11 protein-coding genes are annotated in these 11,283 nt (G+C 66.4%); 6 read left to right on the forward strand and 5 right to left on the reverse strand.

Annotated elements, in window-relative coordinates; translation table 11 throughout:
- The first annotated feature begins 8 nt into the window (after positions 1–8).
- Positions 9–1,607, forward strand: coding sequence for a flavin-containing monooxygenase (locus ACRWNM_RS32410; RefSeq protein WP_431971961.1), 1,599 nt, complete (start codon positions 9–11; stop codon positions 1,605–1,607).
- 119 nt (positions 1,608–1,726) lie between these two features.
- Here the strand turns inward: ACRWNM_RS32410 and ACRWNM_RS32415 are convergent, their stop codons facing one another.
- Complete coding sequence (locus tag ACRWNM_RS32415; RefSeq protein ID WP_431971962.1) at positions 1,727–1,948, reverse strand: hypothetical protein; 222 nt, start codon at positions 1,946–1,948, stop codon at positions 1,727–1,729.
- Positions 1,949–2,168: 220 nt separating this feature from the next.
- Positions 2,169–2,990: a class I SAM-dependent methyltransferase gene (locus ACRWNM_RS32420; protein WP_431971963.1), complete on the reverse strand. Its 822-nt coding sequence runs from the start codon at positions 2,988–2,990 to the stop codon at positions 2,169–2,171.
- Positions 2,991–3,263: 273 nt separating this feature from the next.
- Between ACRWNM_RS32420 and ACRWNM_RS32425 the strand changes: the two genes are divergently transcribed.
- Entirely contained in the window at positions 3,264–3,665 is a 402-nt protein-coding gene (locus tag ACRWNM_RS32425; protein WP_431971964.1) for a hypothetical protein, read from the forward strand.
- 43 nt (positions 3,666–3,708) lie between these two features.
- On the opposite strand, the gene ACRWNM_RS32430 is transcribed toward ACRWNM_RS32425, so the two are convergent.
- Together ACRWNM_RS32430 and ACRWNM_RS32435 are read right to left on the reverse strand one after the other, a co-directional pair.
- Entirely contained in the window at positions 3,709–4,302 is a 594-nt protein-coding gene (locus ACRWNM_RS32430) for an RDD family protein (RefSeq protein ID WP_431971965.1), read from the reverse strand.
- Positions 4,303–4,397: 95 nt separating this feature from the next.
- Positions 4,398–5,198 carry a response regulator transcription factor gene (locus tag ACRWNM_RS32435; RefSeq protein ID WP_431971966.1) on the reverse strand — a complete coding sequence of 267 codons (801 nt, stop codon included), beginning with the start codon at positions 5,196–5,198 and terminating at the stop codon, positions 4,398–4,400.
- A 177-nt stretch (positions 5,199–5,375) separates the two neighbouring features.
- Here ACRWNM_RS32435 and ACRWNM_RS32440 point away from each other — a divergent pair, with 177 nt between their 5' ends.
- Positions 5,376–5,924 carry a hypothetical protein gene (locus ACRWNM_RS32440; protein WP_431971967.1) on the forward strand — a complete coding sequence of 183 codons (549 nt, stop codon included), beginning with the start codon at positions 5,376–5,378 and terminating at the stop codon, positions 5,922–5,924.
- Between the two features lie 476 nt (positions 5,925–6,400).
- Complete coding sequence (locus ACRWNM_RS32445; RefSeq protein WP_431971968.1) at positions 6,401–8,140, forward strand: N-acyl-D-amino-acid deacylase family protein; 1,740 nt, start codon at positions 6,401–6,403, stop codon at positions 8,138–8,140.
- 13 nt (positions 8,141–8,153) lie between these two features.
- Here the strand turns inward: ACRWNM_RS32445 and ACRWNM_RS32450 are convergent, their stop codons facing one another.
- Positions 8,154–9,110, reverse strand: coding sequence for a LysR family transcriptional regulator (locus ACRWNM_RS32450; protein WP_431971969.1), 957 nt, complete (start codon positions 9,108–9,110; stop codon positions 8,154–8,156).
- 64 nt (positions 9,111–9,174) lie between these two features.
- Here ACRWNM_RS32450 and ACRWNM_RS32455 point away from each other — a divergent pair, with 64 nt between their 5' ends.
- The gene (locus ACRWNM_RS32455) at positions 9,175–10,314 is read left to right on the forward strand and encodes an XdhC family protein (protein WP_431971970.1); all 1,140 of its coding nucleotides are present in this window, start codon (positions 9,175–9,177) and stop codon (positions 10,312–10,314) included.
- A 76-nt stretch (positions 10,315–10,390) separates the two neighbouring features.
- Positions 10,391–11,281 (forward strand): FAD binding domain-containing protein, encoded by an 891-nt coding sequence (locus ACRWNM_RS32460; protein WP_431971971.1) that lies wholly within the window; start codon positions 10,391–10,393, stop codon positions 11,279–11,281.
- Positions 11,282–11,283: the final 2 nt, after the last annotated feature.

Genomic DNA, 11,283 nt, shown 5'->3' on the forward strand with positions numbered 1-11,283 from the left:
GGTCCGGTATGAGTCAGAGCATCACCAATGGGCACACCCAGGACACTTCTCGGCGGCACGCACGTGTCGTCATCATCGGCAGCGGGCTGTCCGGGCTCGGCACGGCCGTGCGGCTGAGCCAGGAGGGATACACCGATTTCCTGGTCCTCGAGCGTGGCGAAGACGTGGGCGGCACCTGGCGGGTCAACACGTATCCCGGTGCGGGCTGCGATGTTCCGTCCCAGCTGTACTCGTACTCGTTCGCGCTGAATCCGGAGTGGTCGCGGTCGTTCTCGCCGCAGCCGGAGATCCAGCGGTACATCCAGGGCATCGCCGACCGGTACGGGGTGCGCGACAAGCACATCTTCGACTGTGCGATGACGGCCGCCCGGTGGAACGACGCGGACAGCCGATGGGAGATCGACACCACGCGCGGCGCGTTCACGGCCGACATCGTCGTCTCCGCGGCCGGGGTGCTCGCGGAGCCGAAACTCCCGGACATCAAGGGAATTCACACCTTCGAGGGAGAGATCTTCCATTCGGCGCAGTGGGATCACGACGCCGATCTGGCGGGTAAGCGGGTCGCCGTCATCGGCACGGGCGCCTCGGCCGTGCAGGTCGTGCCGTCCATCGCGCCAGAGGTCGCGCACCTCGACGTGTACCAGCGCAGCGCCGCATGGGTATTCCCGCATCTCACCCGCACGTACCTGGCGCCGGAGCGATTCGCCTTCAAACACGTTCCTGGGCTACAGCGGTTGATCCGTGGGCTGATCTACGCGAACCGCGAACTGTTCGTCATCACCCAAGCCAAGTACCCGGCGACGGCGCGGCTGCTCGAGGTGATCGCGCGCGTGAAGTTGTGGTGGGAGGTCCGTGATCCCGCGCTGCGCAAGCGGCTCACCCCCACCTTCCGCGCGGGATGCAAGCGCCTGCTGGTCTCGAACAAGTTCTATCCGGCGCTGACGCGCGACAATGTCGACCTCGTCACCGACGGCATCGAAGAGATCCGCGGGCGCTCGATCGTGTCGAACGACGGCACCGAACGCGAGGTCGACGCGATCGTGCTGTGCACCGGCTTCCACGTCGCCGATTCGCCGACATACAGCATGTTCACCGGCCGGGACGGGCGCACCCTGTTCGAGGAGTTCGAAACCGACGGACTGCAGGCATACAAAGGCACGACCGTCGCAGGCTTCCCGAACGCCTTCACCATGCTCGGCGCCAACTCCGGGCTGAACTACACCTCGCTGATCTATGTCATCGAATCCCAGATCGCCTATGTCATCGACGCTCTCGCGACGATGGACAAGCAGGGCCTGCGGACGTTCGAGGTTCGGCAGGACGTGCAGGACGAGTACAACCGCGCTGTGCAGCGGAAGATGGCCCGCGGCGTGTGGCTCACCGGCGGTTGCACCAGCTGGTTCCTGGACCGGCACGGAAACAACCCTGTGCTGTGGCCGGATTTCAGCTTCCGGTTGCGGCAGTTGCTGCGGAAGTTCGATGTGGAGAACTACGAGACGACTGATCGCGTTGCGGCACAGGATGCTTCGACAGTCGTCACCGCGCCCGCAGAGATTTCCGCCAACGGGAACGGTGTCCACGATCCGGCGGGTCAGAAGCTGGCGTAGTGACGCCGCGGTTCGCCGAGCGCGCCTGCCCGTAGGTTTTTCGATACGGGCGGCCGCGAGGTGAGTCGACGTGGGGTCGGCTCCGACCGTGTGCGTGCGATCGGCGGGAAGTCGCGCGGTCAGTGCTTGGACTTCTTCGGCTTCTTCTTGTACTTCGGCTTGTCGTGGTCCGGTTCCCACTCGTAGCCCGGCACACCCTGTTCGCAGTACGAGTTCTCGACGACCACGTCACCTCGGTCCAGCTCGCACCAGCGTTCGGTGCGTGAGCAGGCGGTGGCGCTCGCGCCGGCGAGCACGGTGAGCGCGAGAACAGCGGCGGCGGTGGAAGTTCGGGTGGTCATTCGTCCTCGTATCCACAGGTCGGGGTGTGCATGGTCCGTGGTTGCCCTCGGCGCCGATCAGCCGGCGCCGGTCGAGCACGTTCCTCACGGTATTCGATCGGCCGGACTTGCACCCTTCGCGTTGCCTGATTCGCTGAGCAGATAGGCGCGAAATACGCGCGGGGCGTAGTAGACGGCGCTTTGCTCGGTGCGCCGATGCCGAGCCGCCCGACGGCGTCACTCAGAACGCGAAACGGTTCAGCACGTCGTAATTTCTGGCCGATGTCGCGGACATCAGCCGGTACAGCAGCCGCAGCGGCGCGGAGGGGATCCTTGTGTAGTTCGCCAGCGCGGCGGTCTGTTCGAGGAAGCGAAGTCGCGGGCTCCAGCGCTCCAATTCGCGGACGTCACGGATGCCCCAGGTGACGATGCCTTTGCTGAACACCTTCGACAGGCGTGGGCCTGCCGACGACAGTGTGTCGAAAAGGAGCTCTCCGTTCGAGAATCGATCCGTCAGGCGCTTGATCAGCGCGCGCACCTCGTCCTCGTGCAGGTACATGAGCAAGCCTTCGGCGACGATCAACGCGGGCCGGTCGGGCGGAGTCTCGTCGAGCCAGCCGGGGTCCGTCACCGAAGAGCCGATCATCCGGTAGCCGTCGCGATCGTCGTACAGCTTGCGCCGCAGCTCGATGACCTTCGGCTGGTCCACGTCGAACCACTGCACGTCCTGCGGCGGATGCAGCCGGAACGCCCTGGTGTCCATTCCGCACCCGAGATGCAGCACCACGGCGTTCGGATGGCGGCCGAGGAAGTCCGCGCTCCAGTCGTCCAGCGTGGCCGCTCGCAGGGCGACCAGCCACTGGTTCGCCCACGGCTGCATGTACCGGCGCATCTTGGCCCAGTCGTAGTCGATTCGGTCCACCGCCTCCGCCGCCGCGTCGTCACCGAGAATTGTTCGCGACGAACGACTTTCGCAGGCTCGCAGATAGAGTGTGGCGAGGTTCGTCCACTCCACCGACCCCCACCGCACGTCGCCGAAATCGAGCTTGCCCTCCTGCGTCATCAATGCCTCCTTGGTGTGCTGTACTCGATCGTGTCCTGACCTGTCGTGAACGAGCTGATGTTTCGACCGAAGGGTTCTTCCACATGAGCATTACCACCTGTTCCCTTCACCCTGCCGGACCGGCGCGGCACAAGGTCACCGGCGATGTTCATCTGTTGCTGTGCGTAGAGAACGGTTGCGTCGGTAAATCGAGTGACGACTTGCCCGTAGGGTCCTAGCCTTACCGGCATCGGACCGTGCCACGGTCCGGTCGTACCGTTGAGGACACACCGAATGATCACCGAAACGATTCCCATGTGGACCTCCCAGCGAACGCTGGTGTCCCTGCGCGATGTACTCCAGTTGTTCCCGCCGAACAACTGGCGGTGGACGGTCGAGGACTTCGACGGGGTGTTCGGATTCCCCACTGACATCACCCGGGCCCAGTTCCAGGAGATGGTGGCCGCCGGGGCAGTGGCATTCGACTGGAACGGAATCCAACAATTCGCCGACGGCGTAGATCAGATGATCGATGGCCGGATCGTCGCGACCGATGAGAACGACACCGCCGTGGTACAGCTGGACGCGTTCGACAGCACCGAATACGAGATCGTCATCGATCCTGCCTGGAGCGGCGCGGCTGCGCTGGTTTCCGCTGTCCGTTCCGGACTGGTGCCCCACCGCCGAACACCGTAGGGCGTGCCTCAGCCCGCGACCCGAACCCCCACAACGCCGTGGCCTATGGGCGTTTTCGCAGGTCCACACGACCCGGCAGCACCATGGGGATGTCGTTCTTCCAGTCGATCTTCCGCTTGGCGGCGCGCACCACGCGACTGCGGGCAGCCAGATCATGCACAGCACGGCGCTTTCCGACAGGAACCGCCGCGAGGAAGAAGCTCGCGATCAGCGTGAGCAGGCCGAGCACGGAGATCACCTCGAGGATGTCCGATTCGGGATTCGACCCGGACAAGGACATGAAAACGAACGGCAGGAAGATGATCAGCATGCGAGACGCCGCTGGCAGCAACTCCAGCCTAGGCCGAGCCCACTCCCCAGCAGGTACCACCCGCAGCCCGAGAAGCCCCTTGCCCAGAGTCTGCCCTTCGCGGCGGATCAGCAGGAAGACCTCCAATCCGACATAGGCGATGAAGTAGCACAACCACGCCGCTGCCCCATAGATCACCCCTTCGTTGGCTTCGGTCGTCACCAAGGTAATCGGGATCAGCAGAATCCCGACCGGTATCGCAATGACGAACGTGAGTAGCAGGCAGAATGCAAGGTCGAGCAGCCTGGCGACGAAGCGCCGGAAGAATGGTGCGGATTCGTAGGGCACGTGACCTCCTCTGCGAGGTTTCGCCGACGGCGAGCTGCTCTCGGCAAGGTCGGCTTCGGGTACTGTGGCGCAAATCGCCAAGCGCGTTCTGCGCGTTACTCATACGGGGAGGGCGGCTCGGCGTTCGGATTCGGTCGGGGTGGTGTGGGGACGAGACCGAGACTGTGTGCTTTCCGCAGTGCCGAGACGCGGTCGTGCACGCCGAGCTTGCGGTAGAGGTTCTCGGTGTGCTTGGTCACGGTCGCCGGCGTGATCACGAGTCTGGTGGCGATGGCGCGAGCGGTCAGGCCTTCGCACAGCAGGGTCAGTACCGCCAGCTCGCGCGGAGTGATCTTGTATTCGGCGGGGTCGCTTGCTCCCCGGTAGGCGAATATCGCTGTCTCGTGGGCTTCGACGGTATCGAGCAGGGATCTGGCGAGCGCGGCGTATTCGAGGTCGCGATCGTTGAAACCGAGACCGCTGCGGCTCATGATGACACCGCGAATTCGTCCCGGCCCAGCGGACAGCGGCAGGGCGAGCTGGCGGTCGATGCCGATGGCTTCCTTGCCCGCTCGGTAGGCTTCGCCTTTCCACCAGCGGTCGTCGGCGACCTCGTCCATGGTCAGCGGTGTCTTGTCCCGGGAGTGCGCGTAGTGCCGCAGCAGGGGATGGGATCGCATGTGCGCGTGGATGAGTGCGTCCAGCGGGGCCTCGTGCAACCAGTCGGGGGACCCGGTCAGCGCGTGGCCGGTGCCCGCGTTCCAGTCGAGGTCGATCAGGACGGCCAGGTCACACGGTAGGTCGGCGGTCAACCTCGCCATCAGCAGCGGCCACACCCGCACCGGCTGCTTCTCGGTGATGATCTCGAGCGCGAGATCGTGGATCCTCTTGGCGTCGCCCCCTGGCAAACCCTGCACTCCAGCATTGTGCCCCAACGGATTCCGCATATCAGCCGAAAGACCGGACCGCCATACGAGGTTCTGCGTATGGCAGCCGATGCGGCGTGAAATCTACCGTTGATCTGCATGTAAGCAGTTGGCCGACAAACACTTTCGAAGCAGAGGCGGGTCGGCCACTACCACGGAGGGTGTCTCATGTCCGAAAACGCACGTTTCCGTCGCCAGCGGGGCAAGGGGTGGGTAGCTGCGCTGCTCGCCGCTGCCGGATTCGCAGGCGCGATCATCGCTGCCACACCCGCCGCGCACGCGGACATACCGGTCCTGTACCCGCTCTACACCTGGTGGAATCCGGACCGCGGCGACAACTTCACCACCGGCAACCTCAACGACGAGAACAGCGCCGTAGCGGCCGCCTATCTGCCCATCCGCAAGGAGGCGTTCGTCTACGAGACCCAGCAGCCGGGCACCGTGCCGCTGCATCTGTTCTGGAACAACGCCCGCCAGGACAACTTCAGCACAGCGACACCGGTGGGAATCGACTCCGCCTACAGCGCCGGCTACACCTACATCGGCGTCCAGGGATACGTCCACACCGCCCAGGCGCCCGGCACCCGCCCGCTCTACCTGTTCTGGAGCGAAGCGCGCCAGGACAACGTCCTCGCCGTCGATCAGACCACCATCGACTCTGCCTACAGTGCGGGCTACGTCCTCATCCGCACGGAAGGCTACGCGCCGTACGCCTGACGCACAGCTGGACGGCATCCAGCCGCGCAAGCCCGATCGGTCGTCGCGACAGAGCCCACCCGATGTCCGGCTCTGTCGCACGAGTTCTCCTTCGAATCATTCCCCGCCCGACACCGAACGCCAGGACGAACAGTTGGCGCGCCGCCTTCGCGATGCGTGCACGGGTCAACCGCTTCTGCCCGGGCGGGCAGTGAGCGGCGGCGGACTCGTTCTCCAGGGACGCCGTCACACGCTAGACAAGCAGTCACTCACTAGACACGGTGTCAAGCCAGTGCTAGCGTGTGCCACATCACGCCCGGCCCGGTCCTCGTCGACCGTCAGCCCTACAGGAGAGTGACCCCCGCATGCCGGGCAATCACAGTGAAACCGCTGCCGCGCAAGACAACCGGCCGCCTCGCCCGGGGCGAGATTCCGATTCGCGGCGTGGCCAGCGCGGTGACCGCAGGCTGTGACCGAGGGGAGTAAGGAGAAATCCCATGTACGACGGCATCATCAAAGGTGGCCGCTGGTTCGACGGAACCGGCGCACCCTCGGCGATTCGTCACATCGGCATCCGCGACGGGCGGGTGGCGATCGTCTCGGCCGAGCCGCTCGACGAAACCGGGTGTGGCACCGTCGTGGACGCCAACGACAAGTGGGTGATCCCCGGCATGGTCGACATCCACACCCACTACGACGTGGAGGTGCTCCTGGACCCGGCGCTGTCGGAGTCGGTGCGACACGGTGTCACCACCGTTCTGCTCGGCTCCTGCTCACTGTCGGCGGTGCATGTCGACCCGGAGACGGCAGGCGATCTGTTCGGCCGGGTAGAGGCTATTCCGCGCCCGTACGTCATCGAGGCCGTGGCCGATCACAAGACCTGGCGCAGCGCCCAGGAATACGTCGAGGCGCTGGAGCGGTTGCCGCTGGGCGCGAATATTGCCAGCTTCCTGGGACATTCGGACATCCGGGCTGCCGAACTCGGGCTCGACCGCGCCACCCGCCACGACGTGCGGCCCGAGGCCGGCGAACTGGCGGCGATCGAACGCAGGCTGGTCGAGGCGCTCGACGCGGGATTCGTCGGAATGTCCTCCCAGCAGTTGCTGTTCGACAAGCTCGACGGAGAGCTGTGCAGGTCCCGAACGCTACCGTCGACCTTCGCTACCAGCCAGGAACGGAAGCGGCTCAACGCGATCCTGCGCGAACGCCATCGTGCCCTCCAGGGCGGCCCCGACGTGGCCCGACCGCAGAGCCTGGTCTCCATGGCGGCCGCCACGCTGGGCATCTGGCGCAAGCCGCTGAAGACGAGTCTGCTCTCGGCGGCCGACATCAAGGCGATTCCCGCGATCGCCACCCTCTTCCCAGTGGTCGCGCGGTTGCTCAACGCGCTGGGCGGCGACTTTCGCTGGCAACACCTGCCGGTCCCGTTCGAGGTGTACTCCGACGGCATCGACTTGCCCGTGTTCGAGGAATTCGGGTCCGGCGCTGCCGCATTGCACCTGTCGAATCAGCTGGACGAACGCGGGCAGCTGATGCGCAGCGAAAGTTACCGACGGCAGTTCCGGAAGGACTACGACAAGAAGTATGGGCCGAGGGTGTGGCATCGCGACTTCTTCGACGCCGAGATCGTCGAATGCCCCGATCGGGCGGTGATCGGCAAGACCTTCGGGCAGGTCGGGAGGGAGCGCGGCGGCGTGCATCCGGTGGATGCGTTCCTGGACTTGGTCGTCGAGCACGGTGGCAAGGTGCGCTGGCGCACCACGATCTCCAACCACCGTCCCCACGTGCTGGACCGGTTCGCCGCCGATCCTGGTGTGCAACTGGGATTCTCGGATGCCGGCGCGCACCTGCGCAACATGGCTTTCTACAACTTCGGCCTGCGGTTGCTGCGCCGGGTGTACGAGGCCGAGCTGGCGGGCCGGCCGTTCATGACGGTAGAGCACGCGGTGCACCGAGTGACCGGCGAACTCGCCGACTGGTACGGACTGGAAGCCGGGCACCTGCGCGTCGGCGATCGGGCCGACGCGGTCGTCATCGACCCCGCTCACCTGGATGGCAGCCTCGACGCCTACGCCGAGCATCCGGCACCGTACTTCGGCAACCTGGCGCGGATGGTGAACCGCAACGACGACACCGTCACCGCGGTATTCATCGGAGGCGCCTACGTATTCGGCAACGGAAAGGCTGCCCCGATCCTCGGCGACCGGCGCACCGGCCAATTCCTCCGCGCCGCCTGATCGGCTCGTTCGTTCAACTCCACAGTGTCACATGCACTTTCGGTCGGAACCGGGTGACGCCCACGCCGGAGCCGCGGATCATCGCTTGAATGCATCGAGGGGTGGTGATGAACCGCAGCAGTTCCGACGCCGCGGGCTGGCGGGAATCGGGCGGCAATGTGGTGGCGCACCATTCGTCGGATACCTGAAGCCTGGGTCCCTTGATATGGATCAACCGACCGGCCGCGAGGTCGGAGGAGACGGCGAAACCGATCGTCAGGGTGATGCCTCCGACCCGGCGGACCTCTTCCAGGGCGGCAGCGTCGCTCTGGAAGATCCGCTGGTGTGATTCGGGAACGGCCAACTCGCGCAGCATCGTCGCGATGTGCCCGTCGACACTGCCCGCGCCGGGGCCCAGCATCCACTGTTGCTCCCGCAGCAGCGCCGGATGTGGCGCGGCGCTCGCCAGCGGGGTGTCCGGGCGCGCGACCGCAATGATCTGATACTTCAGGAACGGCCGGGCGGCGAGGGCCGTGTCGGCGCCGTCCGGCCCCGGTCCCAGTGCGATGTCCACCGCACGGGTCTCGATCAGACCGCGGAATTGGCTGGTGGGATGCACACTCAGCTCGACGGACAGATCCTTCGCACGCGCCGCGAACAAATCGATGAGGCCGGGCGCGGCGTGTTCGGCGAACGCGCTCGACGCCGCGATGCGGAGCAGCCGCCTGCCGTGCGCCGCCTCGCTGACCTCGACAGCGGTTTGATGTTGCAGTCCGAGAATCTCGATAGCCCGGCTCGCCAGGCGCAATCCGCCGGGAGTGAAGGCCAGCCCCGCCGCCGCGCGGACGAACAGCGGGTCGTCGAGCTCCTTGCGCAGCTGGGCGATGTGCAGCGAGACACCGGCGTCGGACATCCCCAGCTCTCTGGCCGCCGCATGGACGGAGCCGAGCCGTACCACGGTCGAGTAGGCCCTAAGCTGGGCGGGCGTCACGATCCGAGTCTAGTTTGGTGGTGGACGCAGTGCCTACAGTCGCATCGCGCCTGGAGGACGCATCATGCGGGACGTGCTCACGGATCTGATGACAACCTGGAAGGGCGGGGGTACGGCTGGGGTCGCGACGGTCGTGCGGACCTTCCGTTCGGCACCGCGACCGCCTGGCGCGTCCATGGTCGTCGCGCCGGACGGGACGGTCGGCGGTTCGGTTTCCGGTGGCTGCGTCGAAGGCGCGGTCTACGAACTCGCCACCGACGTGATGCGGACCGGTCGCCCGGTGCTGCAGCGGTTCGGCTTCTCCGACGACGACGCCTTCGCCATCGGCCTCACCTGCGGCGGCATCATCGACATCTTCGTCGAATCGATCTCGCGGGAGACGTTTCCGGAACTCGGCGAGGTCGCCGCGGATATCGCCGCGGATCGTCCGGTCGCGATCGCGACCGTCATCGAGCACCCCGACACCGCCAGGGTGGGGCGACGGCTGCTGATCCGGCCGAGCGCCGCGCACGGCACGCTGGGGTCGGCGCGCGCCGACGACGCGGTGATCGACGACGGACGCGGCCTGCTCGCGACGGGCCGCAGCGAGGTGCTGTCCTACGGCCCGGACGGGCAGCGCCGCGGTGAGGGCATGGCGGTTTTCGTCGCCAGTCATGCCAGGCAGCCGCGGATGCTGGTGTTCGGGGCCATCGATTTCGCCGCCGCCGTCGCCCAGCAGGGATCGTTCCTCGGGTATCGGGTCACGGTGTGCGACGCGCGGCCGGTCTTCGCCACCTCCGCCCGGTTCCCGACCGCCGACGAGGTCGTCGTCGACTGGCCGCATCGCTATCTGGCCGCGCAGATCGCGGAGGGCGCGGTCGATGCGCAGACCGTCGTCTGCGTGCTGACCCACGATCCCAAGTTCGACGTTCCGCTGCTCGAGGTGGCGCTGCGCGCGCCGGAGATCGGCTATGTCGGCGCCATGGGGTCGCGCCGCACGCACGACGAGCGCCTGTCTCGGCTGCGCCAGGCAGGCCTCACCGACGAGCAGCTCGCCCGGCTCGCCAGCCCGATCGGGCTCGATCTGGGCGGCCGGACGCCCGAGGAGACGGCGGTGTCCATCGCGGCCGAGATCATCGCGCGGCGCTGGGGCGGACACGGCCGCTCGCTGACCCGAACCGGCGGCAGGATCCACCACGACGGGGGCGAACAGCGAATTAAGTGATTCCTTAATCCGGTCTTGACGGCGGCGTCAGCGGGGCAGAGGCTTGGTTTCTCCCCAATGATGTGAGGTAGATCACATGCAAGTCCCTGGGCCATTCGAATACGAGCGCGCGACGGGCGTGGATCACGCCATCGGACTGCTGGACCGGCTGGGGGAGGAGGCGCGCATCATCGCGGGCGGGCACAGCCTCCTGCCGATGATGAAGCTGCGGCTGGCCAATCCGGAATATCTCATCGACATCAACGACCTGGCCGCCGAACTGGGCTACATCGTCACCGATCCGACCCTAGTGCGCATCGGTGCGATGGTCCGGCATCGGAACCTGCTCGAATCGGACCGCCTCGCCGCGGTGTGCCCGATCTTCCGTGACGCCGAGCGCGTGATCGCCGATCCGGTCGTGCGCAACCGCGGCACGATCGGCGGCTCGCTGTGCCAGGCCGATCCCGCCGAAGATCTCACCACGGTGTGCACGGTCCTCGGCGCCACCTGTCTGGTGCGCGGACCGTCCGGCGAACGGGAGATCGCGATGGACGACTTCCTGGTCGGTCCGTACGAAACCGCCATGTCGCGCAACGAACTTCTGATCGAGCTCCGAATTCCCTTGCGGCATCGGACCTCGAGCGCCTACGCGAAGGTGGAGCGGCGGGTCGGCGACTGGGCGATCGCGGCGGCAGGCGCGACCGTGACAGTGCACGGCGGGACGATAGCGGCCGCGCGAATCGGTCTGACGGCGGTCAACCCCGATCCGTCGGCGGTCACCGCCGCGGCGGACGCGCTCGTCGGTCAGCCGCACACCGAAGAGGTCTTCGCGGAGGCGGGCCGCCAGGTGAGCGCAGCGTGCTCACCTGTCTCCGATGCGCGCGGTAGCGCGGACTACAAGCTCCATCTCGCGTCCGAACTGACGATTCGCGCGCTGCGCACGTCGGTCGAGCGCGTACTGAACGAATCTGCCCTGAAAGGGAATTAGCC

This window comes from Nocardia sp. bgisy134 (genome assembly GCF_965341865.1).
Lineage (GTDB): Bacteria > Actinomycetota > Actinomycetes > Mycobacteriales > Mycobacteriaceae > Nocardia.

Bases quoted from the DNA above. Each gene is read 5' to 3' on its own strand.
- ACRWNM_RS32410 (WP_431971961.1), top strand. From the start codon at position 9: ATGAGTCAGAGCATCACCAATGGGCACACCCAGGACACTTCTCGGCGG.
- ACRWNM_RS32445 (WP_431971968.1), top strand. From the start codon at position 6,401: ATGTACGACGGCATCATCAAAGGTGGCCGCTGGTTCGACGGAACCGGC.
- ACRWNM_RS32440 (WP_431971967.1), top strand. From the start codon at position 5,376: ATGTCCGAAAACGCACGTTTCCGTCGCCAGCGGGGCAAGGGGTGGGTA.
- ACRWNM_RS32420 (WP_431971963.1), bottom strand. From the start codon at position 2,990: ATGACGCAGGAGGGCAAGCTCGATTTCGGCGACGTGCGGTGGGGGTCG.
- ACRWNM_RS32460 (WP_431971971.1), top strand. From the start codon at position 10,391: ATGCAAGTCCCTGGGCCATTCGAATACGAGCGCGCGACGGGCGTGGAT.
- ACRWNM_RS32455 (WP_431971970.1), top strand. From the start codon at position 9,175: ATGCGGGACGTGCTCACGGATCTGATGACAACCTGGAAGGGCGGGGGT.
- ACRWNM_RS32425 (WP_431971964.1), top strand. From the start codon at position 3,264: ATGATCACCGAAACGATTCCCATGTGGACCTCCCAGCGAACGCTGGTG.
- ACRWNM_RS32415 (WP_431971962.1), bottom strand. From the start codon at position 1,948: ATGACCACCCGAACTTCCACCGCCGCCGCTGTTCTCGCGCTCACCGTG.